19 protein-coding genes are annotated in these 18562 nt (G+C 20.6%); 14 read left to right on the forward strand and 5 right to left on the reverse strand.

Annotation, left to right across the window (positions count from 1 at the left end; genetic code table 11):
* Positions 1-74 precede the first annotated feature (74 nt).
* Together rnpA and rpmH are read right to left on the reverse strand one after the other, a co-directional pair.
* A complete protein-coding gene (gene rnpA / locus GJT88_RS02205) occupies positions 75-431 on the reverse strand; it encodes a ribonuclease P protein component (RefSeq protein ID WP_168895299.1) in 357 nt (118 codons plus the stop codon).
* A 13-nt stretch (positions 432-444) separates the two neighbouring features.
* Positions 445-591: a 50S ribosomal protein L34 gene (rpmH, locus tag GJT88_RS02210; RefSeq protein WP_168895300.1), complete on the reverse strand. Its 147-nt coding sequence runs from the start codon at positions 589-591 to the stop codon at positions 445-447.
* Between the two features lie 149 nt (positions 592-740).
* On the opposite strand from rpmH, the gene dnaN reads away from it, so the two are divergent.
* Together dnaN and gyrB are read left to right on the forward strand one after the other, a co-directional pair.
* Positions 741-1859, forward strand: a complete 1119-nt coding sequence (dnaN, locus tag GJT88_RS02215; RefSeq protein WP_168895301.1) for a DNA polymerase III subunit beta — start codon at positions 741-743, stop codon at positions 1857-1859.
* An 81-nt stretch (positions 1860-1940) separates the two neighbouring features.
* Positions 1941-4352 (forward strand): DNA topoisomerase (ATP-hydrolyzing) subunit B, encoded by a 2412-nt coding sequence (gene gyrB, locus GJT88_RS02220; protein WP_168895302.1) that lies wholly within the window; start codon positions 1941-1943, stop codon positions 4350-4352.
* A gap of 136 nt (positions 4353-4488) precedes the next feature.
* Here the strand turns inward: gyrB and rpoZ are convergent, their stop codons facing one another.
* Positions 4489-4740, reverse strand: a complete 252-nt coding sequence (rpoZ, locus tag GJT88_RS02225; protein ID WP_168895303.1) for a DNA-directed RNA polymerase subunit omega — start codon at positions 4738-4740, stop codon at positions 4489-4491.
* 316 nt (positions 4741-5056) lie between these two features.
* Between rpoZ and ppa the strand changes: the two genes are divergently transcribed.
* From ppa to infA, 5 genes are all read left to right on the forward strand, one after another.
* Positions 5057-5599 (forward strand): inorganic diphosphatase, encoded by a 543-nt coding sequence (gene ppa, locus GJT88_RS02230; RefSeq protein WP_168895304.1) that lies wholly within the window; start codon positions 5057-5059, stop codon positions 5597-5599.
* A 428-nt stretch (positions 5600-6027) separates the two neighbouring features.
* Complete coding sequence (gene eno / locus GJT88_RS02235) at positions 6028-7275, forward strand: phosphopyruvate hydratase (RefSeq protein WP_168895305.1); 1248 nt, start codon at positions 6028-6030, stop codon at positions 7273-7275.
* Positions 7276-7331: 56 nt separating this feature from the next.
* A complete protein-coding gene (locus GJT88_RS02240) occupies positions 7332-9044 on the forward strand; it encodes an ATP-binding cassette domain-containing protein (RefSeq protein WP_168895306.1) in 1713 nt (570 codons plus the stop codon).
* 27 nt (positions 9045-9071) lie between these two features.
* The gene (locus GJT88_RS02245; RefSeq protein WP_168895307.1) at positions 9072-10817 is read left to right on the forward strand and encodes an ATP-binding cassette domain-containing protein; all 1746 of its coding nucleotides are present in this window, start codon (positions 9072-9074) and stop codon (positions 10815-10817) included.
* 54 nt (positions 10818-10871) lie between these two features.
* Entirely contained in the window at positions 10872-11090 is a 219-nt protein-coding gene (gene infA / locus GJT88_RS02250; RefSeq protein ID WP_168895308.1) for a translation initiation factor IF-1, read from the forward strand.
* Between the two features lie 70 nt (positions 11091-11160).
* Here infA and trxB read toward each other — a convergent pair whose 3' ends face one another.
* Entirely contained in the window at positions 11161-12123 is a 963-nt protein-coding gene (trxB, locus tag GJT88_RS02255; RefSeq protein WP_168895309.1) for a thioredoxin-disulfide reductase, read from the reverse strand.
* Positions 12124-12227: 104 nt separating this feature from the next.
* Here trxB and serS point away from each other — a divergent pair, with 104 nt between their 5' ends.
* Positions 12228-13520 (forward strand): serine--tRNA ligase, encoded by a 1293-nt coding sequence (gene serS / locus GJT88_RS02260; protein ID WP_168895310.1) that lies wholly within the window; start codon positions 12228-12230, stop codon positions 13518-13520.
* A gap of 11 nt (positions 13521-13531) precedes the next feature.
* Here serS and argR read toward each other — a convergent pair whose 3' ends face one another.
* Complete coding sequence (gene argR / locus GJT88_RS02265; RefSeq protein ID WP_168895311.1) at positions 13532-14011, reverse strand: transcriptional regulator ArgR; 480 nt, start codon at positions 14009-14011, stop codon at positions 13532-13534.
* 246 nt (positions 14012-14257) lie between these two features.
* Between argR and rplM the strand changes: the two genes are divergently transcribed.
* From rplM to cgtA, 6 genes are all read left to right on the forward strand, one after another.
* Complete coding sequence (gene rplM, locus GJT88_RS02270; protein ID WP_168895312.1) at positions 14258-14680, forward strand: 50S ribosomal protein L13; 423 nt, start codon at positions 14258-14260, stop codon at positions 14678-14680.
* Positions 14681-14707: 27 nt separating this feature from the next.
* Complete coding sequence (rpsI, locus tag GJT88_RS02275; protein ID WP_168895313.1) at positions 14708-15109, forward strand: 30S ribosomal protein S9; 402 nt, start codon at positions 14708-14710, stop codon at positions 15107-15109.
* Between the two features lie 254 nt (positions 15110-15363).
* A complete protein-coding gene (gene murA / locus GJT88_RS02280; protein WP_168895314.1) occupies positions 15364-16638 on the forward strand; it encodes a UDP-N-acetylglucosamine 1-carboxyvinyltransferase in 1275 nt (424 codons plus the stop codon).
* 118 nt (positions 16639-16756) lie between these two features.
* On the forward strand, positions 16757-17071 hold the full coding sequence (gene rplU / locus GJT88_RS02285) for a 50S ribosomal protein L21 (protein WP_168895315.1): 315 nt from the start codon (positions 16757-16759) through the stop codon (positions 17069-17071).
* A gap of 12 nt (positions 17072-17083) precedes the next feature.
* On the forward strand, positions 17084-17341 hold the full coding sequence (rpmA, locus tag GJT88_RS02290; RefSeq protein ID WP_168895316.1) for a 50S ribosomal protein L27: 258 nt from the start codon (positions 17084-17086) through the stop codon (positions 17339-17341).
* 101 nt (positions 17342-17442) lie between these two features.
* Positions 17443-18456, forward strand: a complete 1014-nt coding sequence (gene cgtA, locus GJT88_RS02295; protein WP_168895317.1) for an Obg family GTPase CgtA — start codon at positions 17443-17445, stop codon at positions 18454-18456.
* Positions 18457-18562 lie beyond the last annotated feature (106 nt).

The following is an 18562-nucleotide window of genomic DNA, read 5'->3' on the forward strand; positions in this document are numbered from 1 at the left end:
TTATGAAAACTAGATATATTAGAATTAATTTAATTATTTACTTAAAAATAAAATTGTATAGTCTTATAAAAAATTTATTCTAAACATATTTTGTAAATTTTCCATATATTTTCTAAATAATTTTTAAAATTTAAATTATTTAAATTTATGATTTTTTTATTACTTATAATAATAATATAATCTAGAATACATAGTAAATGTTGATTTAAGCGAAAATACTCACGAATAATTCTCTTAATTCGATTTCTATTACATGTTTTATAAATTTTTTTTTTAGAAATAATAATACCTATTCTAGAATATTTGATTTTATTTTTACGACTTAAAATAATGAAATATTTACTATAAATTTTATTAGGATTTTTAAATACAAAATCAAAATCTAGTGAAGTTAATAAACGTTTTTTTTTAGAAAAATTAAAATTATTCACTTTTATTCAAAATTTATTTTTTATTAGATACACTTAAATAGATACGATTTTTTGCACGACGACGATTTATAATTTGTCGTCCATTTTTTGTTTTCATTCTAGTTCTAAAACCATGAGATCTTTTTTTTTTTAAAATAGATGGTTGAAAAGTACGTTTCATTAATTTAATACCTTTTTTTCTATAAAATTTAATTATTACATAAAATAAATTTTTTTTATATAATTTTCTTAAAAAATTACTTTTTATATATTTGAATAATAATTACTTTTATATTGTTTTTTTTTTAAAAAAATTATACAATATTCTATATGGAATATAACATTACTATTAACCGTGAAAATCTAATAAAACCATTGCAATATATTACTAATATTATTAGTAATCGTCCTGTAATACCCATTATAAACAATATATTAATTGATATATCAGAAAGTGGGTTAATTACATTAAAAAGTACTAATTTAGAAATAGAAATGACGTACGTTTTAGAAAATAAATTTTGTAAAGCAAAGTATTCAATTACAATATCTGGAAAAAAATTTTATAATATATGTCGTAGTTTACCAAATAAAAGTGATATCACTATATCATTAAATAATAATAGAGCAATTATATCTTCTAAAAAATGTAGTTTCGTTATTTTAACTTTACCAACAAATAATTTTCCAGTTATAGATTTTTTAAAACAAGATATTAGTTTTACACTAAATCATAAAATAATTAAAACATTTATAAATTCTACATATTTTTCAATAGCTAATAATGATGTACGAAAATATTTAAATGGTTTATTTTTAGAAATTAAAAATAATATTTTAAGTGTTGTATCTACTGACGGACATCGTTTGTCTATTTTTTATTATCATTTAAAAAATAAATTAAATAGTTATTCTGTGATAATACCTCGAAAAAGTATATTTGAATTATCGAAATTAGTAAATGATTCAAATGAACTAGTAAATATTAAAATTAATAAAGGTAATATTTGTTTTATTTTTCAAAATTTTAAATTTATATCTAAACTTATTGAAAGTAATTTTCCCGATTATAATAAAATTATGCCTAAAAAATTTTATGTAACTATTAAAGTAAATAGAATTTTTTTTAAAAATGCTTTAAAAAGAGTTTCTTTATTAGTAAATGAAAATACTAAAAGTGTTACTTTATTTTTAAATAATTGTAATTTAAAAATATTTACTAGCAATATTGATAATGAAAAAGCAGAAGAATCATTGACAATAATTACTTATAATCATGATTTTAGTAATATAAGTATATCTTTTAATATTAATTATTTAATTGATGTATTAAATATACTAGATAATGATTTTATCAAAATATCATTTATTGATGAAGTATCCAGTATAAAAATAGAAGATTATTATAAAAAAAATAAAATTTATTTTATCATGCCTATGAAAACCTAAATAATGTTGAATTTAATTTTATTGAAAATTAAATTAATATTATTTTTTTACAGATATATTAAATATAAGTGAGAGTAAAATTTGACAAATAATTATTATAGTTCATCTAGTATTCAAATACTAAAAGGTTTAGATGCTGTTAAAAAAAGACCTGGAATGTATATAGGAGATACAGAAGATGGTACAGGATTACATCATATGGTATTTGAAGTAGTAGATAATGCCATAGATGAATCTCTTGCTGGATATTGTAAAAATATACATGTTATTATGCATAACGATAATTCTATTACTATTATTGATGATGGAAGAGGTATCCCTACTGGAATACATAAAGAAGCAAAAATATCAGCTGCTGAAGTTATTATGACTGTATTACATTCAGGTGGTAAATTTAATAATAAATCATATAAATTATCAGGAGGATTACATGGAGTAGGTATTTCAGTAGTTAATGCTTTATCAGAAAAATTAGAACTAATTATAAAAAGAAATGGAAAAATATATAGACAATTATATGAAAATGGTATTTCTCAAAATCAATTAAATATAATTGGGAAAAGTACAACAACAGGAACACAAATTAGATTTTGGCCTAGTTCTAAAATATTTACTAAAACAAAAACTTTTGATTATAAAATTTTATCTAAAAGATTAAAAGAATTATCATTTTTAAACTCAGGATTATTAATTTCTTTAATTAATAAAAAAAACAATAAAAGGGATACCTTTTGTTACAAAGGAGGTATAAAAGAATTTATAAAGTATTTAAATAATAAAATAGTCACTATACACAATAATATCTTTTATTGTAAAGAGACTGTTAATAATATTAATATAGAATTAGTAATGCAATGGAATTCTGCATTTAGAGAAAAAATATATTGTTTTACAAATAATATTCCTCAACTATATGGAGGTTCTCATCTAGTTGGATTAAAATCTGCAATAACACGTACTTTAAATGCTTATATAGAAAAAGAAGGTTATAATAAAAAAAATAAAATAAACACAATAGGTGAAGATATTAGAGAAGGATTAATAGCAATTTTATCTATTAAAATTGCAGACCCAAAATTTTCATCTCAAACTAAAGAAAAATTAATTTCATCAGAAATAAAATCTACAATAGAATCTTATGTAAATAAACAATTAATGTTTTTTCTTTTGGAACACCCTCATGATGCAAAGAATATAGTTGGTAAAATAATACATGCAGCAAAAGCAAGAGATGCTGCAAAAAAAACAAGGGAAATTACAAGACAACAATATACTACAGGAACGTTAAGATTACCTGGTAAATTATCAGATTGCCAAGAAAATAATCCAGCTTTGTCTGAAATTTATTTAGTAGAAGGTGATTCTGCAGGTGGTTCAGCAAAACAAGGTAGAAATCGAAAAAATCAAGCTATTTTACCATTAAAAGGGAAAATTCTTAATGTTGAAAAAGCAAAATTTAATAAAATAATCTCCTCTCAAGAAATAATTACTTTAGTAACTGCTTTAGGATGTAATATTAATGCTGAAAAATATAATTTAGAGAAATTACGATACCATAATATTATTATTATGACAGATGCAGATATTGATGGAGCACATATTCGTACTTTGCTTTTAACTTTTTTTTATAGGCAAATGCCTGAAATTATTGAAAAAGGTTATGTTTATATAGCTCAACCTCCTTTATATAAGATTAGAAAAGGGAAAAAAGAAATATATATTAAAAATGATAAAGAAATGGAAAATTTTCAATTAAATATTACTTTAGATGAGGCAGTATTTTTCTTTAAAAAAACAACAAAACAATTATCACAGGATAAGTTATTACATTTAGTAAAAGAATACAATTCTATAAAAAAAATAATAAAATATTCAAAATATATTTTTTCTTTTAAAATATTAAAAGCATTACTTTATAGTAAAAATTTAAATGAACTAAATAATCATGAAAACATTTATTTATGGCTAGATAAATTATTATTTTTTTTAAATACAAATTTTAAAGATATTAAATTTTTAGGAAACATTAATTTTAATACAGAAAAAAATATTTTTGAACTAATAATTTATGAAAATAAATATGGTAATCAAAATAAATATGTATTAAAAAATGATTTTTTTATTAGTGAAGAATATAAAAAAATTTGTTTATTAGGAATAAAATTATGTGAATTAAAAAATAAAAAAATTTTTCGTGTAAAAAAAGGAGTTATTTATAAAAATATTAATTCCTTCGAAGAAGGTTTAGAATGGTTATTACAAGAATCTAAAAAAAATTTTACAATACAAAGATATAAAGGCTTAGGAGAAATGAATCCTAATCAATTATGGGAAACTACTATGAATCCTTTAACGCGTAATATGTTAAAAGTAACAATTCAAGATGCAATTTTAGCAGATAAATTATTTTCTACACTCATGGGTGATGAAGTAGAACCTAGAAAACTTTTTCTACAAAATAATGCTTTAAAAGTTATGAATATTGATATTTAACTTATATATTTTACTTTTTAATAAAATTATTTTCATGTATTAAAATAAATAAAATTTCCATAAATGAAATTTATTTTTTATATTTTAAACGCGTATTTCTCAAATATTTTATATAAAATACTTAAAATAAAAAATATTAATAATTATTCAAATTTATAGATTTAAATTCTTGATTTATATTTTTTTCATAGTTATTTAATATTTTTTCATTTATTAAACCTAATTCGATTTCACGTAACGCTACAATTGTAGTTTTATCATCTTCTTCTGGTATTAATGGATTTTTTCCTCTTATTTGTATTTGTCTAGCTCTTTTTGAAGCTATAAGTACTAAATCAAAGCGATTTCCTATTTTTTTAACAGCATTTTCAACTGTAATTCTTGCCATAAAATATTCCTTAATAAGAAATAATTAATTATTCATAATTAATTTATAAATAATTAAAATATACTTAAATTATAATCTTAATTTTTTAGATATGGAATTTTATAATTTTAAAATTATAAATAAAGCTTATTTTAAAACAAATCACTAATTTTATAATAAAATATCATTAAATAATTATTAATTTTAGTTTTTTTAATATAACATATTTATATTAAAAATATATATAAAAATATGTAAACAATTCTTGAGTTGTAATACCATATATTTTATTTAATAATTTGATAAAAAAATTTTTTATAAAAAAGAGATTATTTATATGAATTTACAAAAAATACCTTCAGGTAATGATTTACCTAATAATATTAATGTAATCATTGAGATTTCATTGAATTCTAATCCAGTTAAATATGAAATGAATAAGAAATATGGAATATTATTTGTCGATCGTTTTCTCTCTACACCAATGTTTTATCCTTGTAATTATGGCTTTATAAATAAAACATTGTCGTTAGATGGAGATCCTCTAGATGTTCTTGTAATTACTAATTATCCAATTATATCTGGGTCTGTAATACAATGCCGGCCTATTGGATTATTAAATATGTTAGATGAATCAGGAGAAGATAATAAAATAATTGCAGTACCATATTATAAAATTTCACAAGAATATAACCTAATTAAAGATATTAAAGATATATCTATTACATTAAAAAAACAAATTACACATTTTTTTAAGCATTATAAAGATTTAGAGGAAAAAAAATGGTGTAAAATTAATAGTTGGGAAAATATTAAAAGAGCCAAAGAAGAAATATTACTATCAATAGATAGGTTTAAAAATTCAAAATTATCTTTTTAAAAATTATTTAATATATATGTTGAAAAAATTTAAATAATTTTAATATTATGAAAATATTAATAGTATTTTTTAAAAAATTAATATTACAGACTATATATTTTGATATTTTAGTAAAAAAAATATAATTTTAATAAAAATATTTTTTCGATAAAAATTATTAAAATTTTTTTAAAAAAAGTAATTTATTATATAATTAATAAAAAAATTTTCTTAATTAATAATTTTTATATTAAAAATATTATTATATATGTTTTATAAACAAATATTTTTCATTAGATTTAATAAAATAAAATTATTTAAATATAACTAATTTAGTTTTTGATTAATTTAATTAATATTCTATACAAATAACTTTATTGAAACATAGAATTAAATTTTCAAAAAATAAACATCATATTTTTAATTAAAAAAAAGATTAGGGCAATAAAATGTTTAAAATAAAAAAAATAATAGGTAGAGAAATTATTGATTCTCGTGGAAATCCCACAATTGAAGCAGAAGTACATTTATCTAATGGTGTTATTGGTATAGCATCAGTCCCTTCTGGGGCTTCTACCGGTTCTAAAGAAGCGTTAGAATTACGTGATCATGATATTAAAAGATTTTTAGGTCAAGGAGTATTAAAATCTGTACAAATTATTAATAATAATTTTAATAAATATTTATTTAATCAAAATTCATTAGATCAATCAAATATTGATAATATTATGATTGAATTAGATGGAACTGAAAATAAATCTAATTTCGGCGCAAATACAATTTTAGCTGTGTCATTAGCTAATGCTAGAGCTGCTTCTATGGCAAATAATATTCCTTTATATCAATATATAGGAGAAATTAATAATACAACAAACAAATTTTTTATGCCATTACCAATGATTAATATTATTAATGGTGGGAAACATGCAGATAATAATTTAGATATACAAGAATTCATGATTCAACCAATTAGTGCAAAAAATATAAAAGAAGCTATCCGTATAGGTTCCGAAATTTTTCACCATTTGTCTTATATACTTAAAAAACGTAAATTAATTACATCCGTGGGTGATGAAGGAGGTTATGCTCCTAATTTATCTAATAATAGTGAAGCTTTTGAACTGATTTCTTATGCTATAAAAAGAGCTGGGTATATTTTAGGGGAAGATATTACTTTTGCCATTGATTGTGCAGCTTCGGAATTATTAATTAATAATAAATATAAATTAAATCAAGAAAAAACATCTCTTTCTTCAAAAGAATTCACACATTTTCTATTAAATTTAACTAAAAAATATCCTATTACTTCAATAGAAGATGGTTTAGGTGAAAAAGATTGGGAAGGTTTTGTGTATCAAACAAAAATATTAGGTAATAAAATTCAATTAGTGGGAGATGATTTATTTGTAACTAATATTAAATTTTTAGCAAAAGGTATTAAAAATAAAATTGCAAATGCAATTTTAATTAAATTAAACCAAATTGGTTCACTTACAGAAACATTGTCTGCCATAAAAATGGCTCAAAAAGCAGGATATAAAATTATTATTTCTCATAGATCGGGTGAAACAGAAGATACATTTATTGCTGATTTAGCTGTAGGTACAAACGCAAATCAAATAAAAACTGGTTCTATGAGTCGTTCAGATAGAGTTGCAAAATATAATCAATTAATTAGAATAGAAGAGAAATTATAAGATATTTTTTTAAAACTATGTTGTGTTTTTACTCAACATAGTAATGAATTATTAATATGAAAGAATTTAAAGAAAAAAAAATAATAGATTGGTTAATAAAACAGAGTACTTTTATAAAGTATAAGATTCAATTTTCCTTTTTATTAAGTATTATAAATATAATTCTTTTAATAATACAAAATTGGTTATTAACTCGGCAAATAGAATCTTTTTTTTTACCAAAAAATAAAAATAAATTTTTTACATATTATGTAACATTATTTTTATGTTTTATAATTAGATCTTTATTAAAGATAATAATTAATAAAATTAATTATAATTATAGCCAAATAATAAAAAATTCTATTAGAAAAAAAATATTAGATAAAATAACTCAAAAATATTATGAACAATTAAAAAAAAAAAATTTAGGTATTAATTTATCATTAATTATTGATCAAATAGAATGTTTACAAGATTTTTATAGCATATATATACCTCAAATATTTCTATCGAAAATATTACCATTTATTATTTTGATTACTGTATTTTTTATTAGTTGGATAGTTAGTATATTACTTATAATAATAAGTATATTTACTATTATTTTTATAATATTAATTGGTTCAAAAACATCTGAAAAAAATAAAAAAAATTTAAAAATATTATCCATTATAAATGGTTTATTTTTAGATAGATTAAGAGGTATAGAAACAATTAGATTATTTAATTTAAAAAAAATAGAAATATCAAAAATATCAATATATATTGAAAAATTTAGAAAAAAAAATATTGAAATATTAAAAATAATTTTTTTGACATCTGTTGTTTTAGAATTTTTTTCTGCTTTTGCAATGGCATTTATTGCTATGTATTTTAGTTTTATGTATTTAAATATTATTCATTTCGGTTCTTATAGTAATATTACTATATTAAAAAGTTTTTTTATATTAATTTTGGTTTCTGAATATTTTCAATATTTTAATAATTTAGGAGTACTTTATCATATAAAATCTAAAGCTATAGGGGCTGCTGATGCTATTATTAAAATAATAAAAAAAAATAATATTAATAATGATAATAAAAACAAATATAAATTATTTAATTTAAAAAAATTAAAAATAAAAGCACAAAATTTAATAGTAAGAAACTCAATAGGAAAAATATTAATAGGGCCCTTATCTTTTAATTTTTTTTCAGGACAAAATATAGTTATAAATGGTCCTAGTGGATGTGGTAAAACAACACTATTTAATGTCCTTTTAGGAAAGGTATCATATGAGGGTTCTTTAAAAATCAATAATTTAGAATTTAAAAAAATAAATTTAGATAATTGGTATAAACAAATATCATTTGTTAGTCAAAATCCAGAATTACCGGCTATAAACATTAAAAAAAATTTGTTCTTTAAAAAAGAATTAAATATAAATAAAATAAAAAATATTATATATAAAATAGGTATTTTAGAATTTTTAAAAAAATTACCTAATGGTATAAATACAATTATTAATAATCAAAATATATGTTTATCAGTAGGACAAATACAAAAAATAGTAATAGCTAGAGCTTTAATTAAAGATCATATATTATTATTATTAGATGAACCAATAGCAAATATTGATATTAAGAGTCAATATGATATTATGAAGATAATGCAGGATAGTTCTTTCATTAAAACTAGCTTAACTATTACACATAAAATATATAAAATTGATTATTATGATGAAATTTGGTACATGGATAAAGGTAAAATAACTAAAAAAATATATCCTCAAATAAAAAATGAATAAATAATTTTATTGTAAGTAGAGGGATTAATGTTTTATTTTTTATACGTATTAAAATATCACAAAAAATATTTTAAATATATTTTTTTAGAAATTATTTTATCAGTAATTTATAATTTAATGAGTATTTTATTAGCAATTACATCGGGATGGTTGTTAACTTCTACTTTTTTATTAAAAATTATAAATGATAAAATAGAGTATAATTATATTATTCCAGCGATTATTATAAGAGTAATTTCAATAACAAAAATCTTAACAAAATATTATGAAAAATTAATAAAACATAACACGACTTTATATTTATTAAAAAATTTAAGAATTATCTTTTTAAAAAAAATATTTTATTTATATCCATCAAATTTAATTAAATTACATAATATTGAGATATTAAATATATTAATATCTAATATTGAAGTTTTAGATTTTTTATATATACAAATTGTTTCTCCTATCTTAAGTATATTAATTACAATTATAATAATTTTTTTTAGTTTAAGCATATTTAATATTTTCATTTCGTATATTATTTTTTCCATCTTATGTATATTTTTATTATTCTATTCTTTTTATTTTTATAATAAAGGGGAAATAATCGGTATAAAAAATATAATCATAAAAGAAAAATATTATTTTGCCATAAATAATTTTCTATCTTATCAAATAGAATATAAAATTTTCGAAGGAATAAAATACATACGAAAAAAAATAGATTTATTAGAATTAAAATGGCAAAAAATACAGTCTATAAAAAACAATAATAATATTAAATCTGAAATTATCATAATTATAACTATAAATATTATTATATTAATATTATTAATATATAGTCATAATTATATATATGATATCGAGCAACTAAAGTATTTTATTGTATCCTTTCTATTATTTTTAACTGTATTTTTAAATGTATTACTACCTTTAAGTAATGTTTTTCAAAATATTAGTGAAATATTGTTTGCATCTAAAAAAATTATTGATATTCTAAAAAATAAACCTACAATTTTTTTCCCAAAAAATAATTTTACTATAAATAAATTAATAAGTATAGATATTGATAATTTATCATTTTCATATGGCAAGAAAACTTTTGATATATTAAAAAATATAACATTAAATATAAAAAATAATAATATAATAGCTATTACTGGTCATAATGGATGTGGAAAATCAACATTATTAATGTTATTGACTAGATCATGGGATACTAAAAAAGGTAATATTTATTTAAATAAATGTAATATAAAAAAATGGGACTTATTTTCATTAAGAAAAAATATTAGTGTTGTTAATCAAAAAATATATCTTTTTAGTGATACACTAAAAAATAATATTTTATTATATAATCAAAATAATAAAAATATCAGTGATGAATATCTAAAAAAAATTTTAAAATTAGTGGGATTAAATAAATTATTAAATACAAATCAAGGCTTAAATATATGGATGGGAGATGGTGGAAGAACTTTATCAGGTGGTGAACTTAAAAAATTAGGAATTATAAGATCGATTATACATGGTGGTAGTGTAATTTTGTTAGATGAACCAACAGAAGGATTGGATATAACAACATCTAAATATATATTTAAATTAATACTATCAGTTTTTAAAAAAAAGATTATAGTAATTGCTACTCATGATATCAATATAATAAAAAAAGTTAGTCATATTTATTTTATGGATAATGGTTCTTTGATAGAAAATGGAAAATATGATGATTTAGTAACTAAAAAAGGATATTATTGGAATTACATAAAAAATGATTTAGAATCATAATTAAATACAAAAATATTTATAAGTTATTTTATACTGCAACGGGAAGGTGTTGTAATGTCTAAGGAAAATAATATAGAAATGCAAGGTGTTGTATTAAATACATTACCTAATACGGTTTTTCATGTAAAATTAGAAAATGGACATGTAGTAACTGCTCATATTTCTGGTAAAATGCGAAAAAATTATATTCGTATTTTAACAGGAGATAAGGTAACTGTAGAATTGACTCCATATGATTTAGAAAAGGGGAGAATTATTTTTCGTAGCCGCTAAAAAAATAAGTTTTGTATAAATGCATATAGGCTCTTTTAAGATAAAAAGATCAAGGCTTTAAGAGTATCTATTATTTTTTATTTAGAAAATTTTGGACATCAAATGCAGCCATACATCCTGTTGCAGCAGATGTTATTGCCTGTTTATAAAAACTATCTGCAACATCACCAGCAGCAAAAACACCAGGAATACTGGTTTGTGTAAAATTTGAATTGTTTGTACTATTATTATTTACAATAATATAACCATTTTTATCTAATTTTAATGATTTTATAAATAAATGAGTATTAGGTTTACTTCCTATAGAAATAAAAATTCCATATAATGGTATAATTTTAATATTTTTTTTATCATGTATATGACTAATCTTTATGTGAGTAACTCCTTTATCATTACCTAATATTTTATTCACTATGTAAGGTGTATGTAAAATAATTTTTTTATTTTTTATACCTATCTTAATTTTATCAATTAATATTTTTTCAGCAGTAAAATAATTTTTTCTATGAATTAAATGAATTTCTGAAGCAACATTCATTAAATATAAAACTTCTTCTAAAGCTGAATTTCCACCTCCAATAATAGCAATTTTTTTGTTACGATAAAAAAATCCATCACAAATTGCACAAGAAGATATACCTTTCCCTATAAATTTTTTTTCAGAATCTAATCCTAAAAATTTAGGATATGACCCTGTTGCTATAATAAGACTATCACATATATAGTTAAATAAATTACCTTCTAAAAAAAATGGATTTTTTTGTAAATTAACATTTAAGATAACGTCTTTAATAATATTTGTTTTAAAATACAAAGCATGCTGATACAAGCTATCCATTAATTTTTGACCTGTTATATTTGGAAAAATTCCAGGCCAATTTTCTACATTAAAAGATCTAGTTAATTGCCCTCCTATATTTTCTCCAGTTACTAATATTGGATTTAGATTAGCTCTTGATGTATATATAGCTGCTGTATAACCAGCAGGTCCAGATCCTAAGATGATAAGTTTACTTGTTTTAATTTTTTTCATAAAATTTATTATTTAAATAATCACAAATATACTAGCTTAGTATAAAATTATACATTATAAATATAATATATGATATTTATCATACAATATAAAGGATTTTTAATATGTTAGATAATAATTTACTACGTCATAATCTTAATTATATCTCTAAAATTTTAAAAAAAAGAAATTTTGACTTAGATGTAAATTTAATAAAAAAATTAGAAGAAAAACGTAAAAAATTACAGATAAAAATGGAAGTTTTATTTATAGAAAGAAAAAAAATATTTGTAATTTTATCAAAAAAACATATTACTCATAATATTAATATTACTGAACTAAAAAAAAAAGTAATACAAATTAATTATGAATTATCTAAACAACAAATAATGTTATCTAGTATTAAAAAAAATATAAATACAATATATAGTAATATACCTAATCTACCTTTAGATGATGTCCCCTTAGGGAAGGATAGTAACAATAATAAAGAAATAAAAGTTTGGGGTGAAAAAATTAAATATAATTTTCTTATTCGTGATCATTTAGAATTGGGTTTTTTACACAAGGGTATTGATATTGAATCTGCTACAAAGATTAGTGGATCGAAATTTATAATTTTAAAGGGATTAATTGCGTATTTACATCGTATACTTATACAATTTATGATAAATTTGCATGTTTTTAAACATAATTATAAAGAAATTTACATACCCTATATAGTTAAGGATAACGCTCTATATGGTACAGGTCAACTACCTAAATTTAGTAAAGATCTTTTTCATATTAAAAATTTTAAAAAATTAGATACACAAAAATATTTTTTAATCCCAACTGCAGAGGTACCTTTAACAAATTTAGTATGTAATACCATAATAAAAGAAAATCAATTACCAATGAAATTGGTTGCACATAGTCCTTGTTTTAGATCTGAAGCTGGTTCATATGGTCAATATAATAAGGGACTTATAAGAACACACCAATTTGATAAAGTAGAACTTGTGCAATTAGTAAAACCTTATAATTCTACAGAAACGTTAGAAAAAATTACTGAGCATGCAGAAAAAGTTTTACAGTTATTAGAATTACCATATAGAAAAGTATTACTATGTACAGGAGATATGGGTTTTTCTTCAAGTAAAACTTATGATTTAGAAGTTTGGTTGCCTTCTAAGAATAAATATTATGAGATTTCTTCTTGTTCTAATATGTTGGATTTTCAATCCAGAAGAATAAAAGCTAAATTTAAAACTAAAAATAATAAAATTGATTATATACATACTTTAAATGGTTCTGGATTGGCAGTAGGTAGAACATTAGCAGCAGTTATGGAAAATTATCAACTTGAGGATGGGTCAATTAAAATCCCAAAAATACTACGACCATATATGTATGGCTTGTCTATTATTAAAAAATAATTTTATTACATTTATATTTTTTGTTCAAATAAAGTTTGTATTGAATTATATAAGTGTATTGTTTTAAACAAACGAGTAGGAACTACGAAAATTGTATCATCTCCAGCAATTGTTCCTAATATACCTTCTGATTTTCCTAAAGAATCTAATAAACGAGCTATTAATTGAGCAGCACCAGGACTAGTATGAATAATAATTAAAATATCGTTATAATCAATATCTAATACTAAATTTTTTAATGGACTAGTTGTATTTGGAACCCCTAATTCTAAAGGAAAACAATAAACCATTTCCATTTTTGTATTTCTAATTCTTACAGCTCCAAATTTTGTTAACATTCTAGAGACTTTAGATTGATTTATGTTTTGAAATCCTTCTTCTTGTAAAGCATGTACAATTTCTGTTTGTGTACTAAATTTTTCTTGTTTTATCAAATTTTTAAAAATTTTTACTAAATTCGCGTCTTTTTTTTTTGTAGAAATAATACGCATAAAGTTCTCCAAAAAAAATAAAAGAAAAAGTAACATTTATTAAAAAATAATAACTTTATTTTTAAAACATTTTTTAAACAAATATGTATAATACATACTTTTAAAAATTAAAAGACTAATTGCATTTATCACTCAACTATATTATCATATTTTTAATAAAAAATTTACAGTTTTTTGTAAAAAACTAGAAATAAATAAATTATACTGTTTTAATAATTATTTATATTTTTTGGATAAATATTTAAGATGAACATCTTATTGAAAAATAAATTAAATTGTAAATGGTATTTAATTGATGCAAAAGATAAAATATTAGGAAGAATATCAACTATCATTGCTCATTATTTAATGGGAAAACACAAAATTTTATATGCTCCTAATGTAAATAATGGTGACTATATTATCGTTATTAATGCAAGTAAAATTAAAGTCACAGGTAATAAAAAACAAAGTAAGTTTTATTATAGTCATAGTGGTTATTCTGGAGGATTAAAAAAAATCACTTTTGAAAAATTAATGATAAAAAATCCTACCGAAATAATTAAACATGCAGTAAAAGGAATGTTACCTAAAAATAAAGTAAGAACATTAATGTTAAATAAATTAAAAATTTATCCAGGTATAAATCATAAACATATAGCACAAAAACATTATGTTTTAAATGTTTAATTTAAGATTATTGAGGATTATAAATTAATGGGGAAAGAAAATTTTTATAATTATACAGCTACAGGTAGAAGAAAAAGCTCTTCTTCCAGAGTTTTTATTAGAAAAGGTAATGGTATTATTAATATAAATAAAAAAGATTTAAATGCTTTCTTTACAAGAAAGACACATCTTATGATGGTAATAAAACCTTTAAAATTAATAAAAATGGAGGATAAATTAGATTTATATATTACTGTAAAAGGAGGAGGTGTTTCTGGCCAAGCTGGAGCAATTAGACATGGAATTACTAGAGCTTTAATAAAATATGATAATTTTTTTAGAAAAGATTTAAAAAAAGTAGGTTTTATAACTCGTGATGCTAGAAAAGTAGAACGTAAAAAAGTTGGATTAAGAAAAGCTAGACGTAGTCCACAATTTTCAAAACGTTAAAATAAAAATTTCTATTCATATAGAATGTATAATTAAAATATTAAAATTTTAATTCTATGTAAGTATTCAGTTATTGAACGAAATATATTAAAATAATCTAAAATTAGCATCTAAAAATTATATTATTTATTTAAAAATTAAAATTTAATAACATAATAAGAAAATTAATATCTATCAAAATTTTGTGTTTTTATAATATTAATATTTTTAGTTATTAATTTTAAATATTTTAAAATGTTTTATAGAGAATAATTATGGATAAATTTATTATTAAAGGGCCAGTAAGATTAAAAGGAGAAGTTATAATTTCTGGATCTAAAAATGCAGCGTTACCAATTTTATTTGCATCACTTTTAACGGAAGAACCTATAGAAATTATGAATATTCCTAAATTAAAAGATATAGATATAACAATTAAATTACTTTTGTATTTAGGTGTAAAAATTAAAAAAAAAGATTCTATAGAAATAGATGCAAGTAATTTATATAAATATCGGACTACTATGGATCCTTTTGCCGAAAATTTAATTAAATCTATTCGAGCTTCTATTTGGATGATTAGTCCATTATTAGTTAGATTTGGTAAAATTAAAATACCTCTCCCAGGAGGTTGTTTGATTGGTAAAAGACCAATTAATTTACATATTGATGGCTTGAGAAAATTAGGAGCTAAAATTTATGTAAAAAAAAATTATATTATAGGATATATAAAAAAAAAATTTAAGGGATCATGTATAATAATGGAAAAAAATAGTGTAGGGGCTACTATTAGTATAATATTAGCCGCAATTTATGCTTCTAATATTACAATAATTAAAAATCCGGCAAAAGAACCAGAAATAAAAGATTTAATTAATTTTTTGAATACTTTAGGCGCTAAAATAAGTGGTGCAGGTACTAATAAAATAATAATTGAGGGTATTACTAAACTAAAAGGAGGTTGTTATAAGATAATATCTGATCGGATAGAAACTGGGACATTTTTAATAGCTGCAGCTATTTCTAGAGGGAAAATATTATGTAAAAAGACTGATCCTAAAAACTTAGCTATAGTTTTAGAAAAATTAAAAAATACAGGAGCTAAAATTAAAACAGGGAAAAATTGGTGTAGTTTAGATATGAAAAATAAAAGACCAAAAGCAATTGATATAATTACAGGACCTTATCCATATTTTCCTACTGATATGCAACCTCAATTTACTCTATTAAATTTAATTGCTAATGGAATTAGCACCATAACTGAAACTATCTTTGAAAATCGTTTTTTATATGTAAATGAATTAGTACGTATGGGTGCAAATATTTTTTTAAAAAAAAATAAGGTTTGTTGTAAAGGAATAAAATTACTCTCTAATGCAGAAGTGACAGCAACTGATCTAAGAGCAGCAGTAAGCTTAGTATTAGCAGGTTGTATTGCATCAGGAATTACAATTGTTAATAATATTAATTATATTGATAGAGGATACGAAAAAATAGAAGATAAATTATCTTCTCTAGGTGCAATTATTCAAAGAATTAAATCTGAATAATTAATTACTACTTATATATAATAAAATTATAAAAAAATACGTTTTTTATAATTTTATTATATGTTATATGTATAAGTTTTTTATATAATTATAAATTTTATTTGTAAGGAAAATATAAATGTACGCTATCTTTTCTAATGGTGGGAAACAATACAAAGTATCTAAAGGAGATATCATTCAATTAGAAAAAATCATCGGAAAAATCGGAGAAAAAATTGAATTTCAGGATGTTTTAATGATTAAAAATAATGAAAAGTTAAATATAGGCAATCCTATTATTATGGGTGCAAGAATAACAGCAAAATTACTTTTTCATGGTAAATTACGTAAAATTAAAATAATAAAATTTCATAGAAGAAAGCATTTTAGAAAAAAACAAGGACATCGTCAATACTTTACTAATGTTAAAATTATAAAAATTAATAATGAATAAAGAGAATATTTTATGGCACATAAAAAAGCTGGGGGCTCTTCTAGAAATGGACGAGATTCTCATTCTAAAAGATTAGGAATTAAATGTTTTGGTGGGCAAAAAGTAAAATCAGGTTTTATTATTATTAGACAAAGAGGTACGCAATTTCATGCAGGTGAAAATGTAGGGTGTGGCAGGGATCATACTTTATTTTCTAAAATAAATGGTATTGTAAAATTTACAAAAAAAGGATTTAAAAAAAAGAAATATGTTAATGTTATAAATATTTGATTTTATATAAATTAAAAAGGTATTTTTTAAAAAAAATTAATCTTATCAAATTTTAGATATAGAATAATATTTTTTATATAATATTTTATATTGGAGTTATGATGAATTTTTTTGATGAAGTAATTATAAATGTAAAATCAGGTAAAGGAGGCGATGGATGTATTAGTTTTTACCGAGCAAAATATATACCTAAGGGGGGGCCTGATGGAGGGAATGGTGGAGACGGAGGTAATATATATTTATTATCTACACATAATATAAATTCCCTAACTAAATTTAATTATAAGAATTGTTATATAGCTGAAAATGGAGAAAATGGTAAAAATAATCAACGTACTGGAAAAAAAGGTACAGATTTAATTATCAAAATACCTATCGGGACAAAAGTTATTGATATAGAAAAAAAAATTACCATTGCATATTTTAAAAAAAATGATCAAATTTTTTTAATTGCAAAGGGAGGAAAAGGAGGGTTAGGAAATATTAATTTTAAATCATCTATTAATAGAACTCCATTTCAGAATACTAAAGGAGAGTTTGGAGAAAGAAAAAGGATTAAATTAGAATTAATATTGATAGCAGATCTTAGTATATTAGGTTTACCTAATACAGGTAAATCAACTTTTCTAAAAAAAATATCTACTATTAAAACAAAAATTGGTAATTATCTTTTTACTACACAAAAACCTATTCTGGGAGTAATGAAAAATAAATTTAATAATTCTTTTTTTTTAATATTAGATGTTCCTGGGATTATGAAAGGATCTTCTATGGGAAAAGGATTAGGTTTAAATTTTATTAAACATTTTCAATATTGTAATTTATTATTACATTTTATAGACATATCAATTGCATATAATGAAAAAATAATTATGGATAATATTAATATTATCCATCAAGAAATTAAAAAAAATAATAAAAAAATTTTTTTAAAAGAACAATGGTTAGTTTTTAATAAAATTGATTTATTAAATAATGTAGATTACTTCAATCTACATATTAAAAACATAATGATAAATTTTAAATATATAAAAAGATATTATTTTATATCATCTGAAAAAAATATTGGAATAAAAAAATTATATGTAGATATTTTAAGATACTTAAATTTATAAAATTAATTAAATTAATCTTATTTATAAAATAAAAAATATAGAAATATTTATATAATTATTAAGATAATTATATTAAATATTATTATCTTAACTATGGATTATAAAT

It is taken from the genome of Enterobacteriaceae endosymbiont of Donacia tomentosa (assembly GCF_012571135.1).
Classification (GTDB): domain Bacteria; phylum Pseudomonadota; class Gammaproteobacteria; order Enterobacterales; family Enterobacteriaceae.

Excerpts from the sequence above, each read along its gene's own strand:
- eno (WP_168895305.1), top strand. The coding sequence starts at position 6,028 with ATGTTTAAAATAAAAAAAATAATAGGTAGAGAAATTATTGATTCTCGT.
- rpoZ (WP_168895303.1), bottom strand. The coding sequence starts at position 4,740 with ATGGCAAGAATTACAGTTGAAAATGCTGTTAAAAAAATAGGAAATCGC.
- trxB (WP_168895309.1), bottom strand. The coding sequence starts at position 12,123 with ATGAAAAAAATTAAAACAAGTAAACTTATCATCTTAGGATCTGGACCT.
- argR (WP_168895311.1), bottom strand. The coding sequence starts at position 14,011 with ATGCGTATTATTTCTACAAAAAAAAAAGACGCGAATTTAGTAAAAATT.
- ppa (WP_168895304.1), top strand. The coding sequence starts at position 5,057 with ATGAATTTACAAAAAATACCTTCAGGTAATGATTTACCTAATAATATT.
- murA (WP_168895314.1), top strand. The coding sequence starts at position 15,364 with ATGGATAAATTTATTATTAAAGGGCCAGTAAGATTAAAAGGAGAAGTT.
- cgtA (WP_168895317.1), top strand. The coding sequence starts at position 17,443 with ATGAATTTTTTTGATGAAGTAATTATAAATGTAAAATCAGGTAAAGGA.
- rpmA (WP_168895316.1), top strand. The coding sequence starts at position 17,084 with ATGGCACATAAAAAAGCTGGGGGCTCTTCTAGAAATGGACGAGATTCT.
- serS (WP_168895310.1), top strand. The coding sequence starts at position 12,228 with ATGTTAGATAATAATTTACTACGTCATAATCTTAATTATATCTCTAAA.
- rplU (WP_168895315.1), top strand. The coding sequence starts at position 16,757 with ATGTACGCTATCTTTTCTAATGGTGGGAAACAATACAAAGTATCTAAA.
- rpsI (WP_168895313.1), top strand. The coding sequence starts at position 14,708 with ATGGGGAAAGAAAATTTTTATAATTATACAGCTACAGGTAGAAGAAAA.
- infA (WP_168895308.1), top strand. The coding sequence starts at position 10,872 with ATGTCTAAGGAAAATAATATAGAAATGCAAGGTGTTGTATTAAATACA.
- GJT88_RS02245 (WP_168895307.1), top strand. The coding sequence starts at position 9,072 with ATGTTTTATTTTTTATACGTATTAAAATATCACAAAAAATATTTTAAA.
- GJT88_RS02240 (WP_168895306.1), top strand. The coding sequence starts at position 7,332 with ATGAAAGAATTTAAAGAAAAAAAAATAATAGATTGGTTAATAAAACAG.
- dnaN (WP_168895301.1), top strand. The coding sequence starts at position 741 with ATGGAATATAACATTACTATTAACCGTGAAAATCTAATAAAACCATTG.
- rpmH (WP_168895300.1), bottom strand. The coding sequence starts at position 591 with ATGAAACGTACTTTTCAACCATCTATTTTAAAAAAAAAAAGATCTCAT.
- rplM (WP_168895312.1), top strand. The coding sequence starts at position 14,258 with ATGAACATCTTATTGAAAAATAAATTAAATTGTAAATGGTATTTAATT.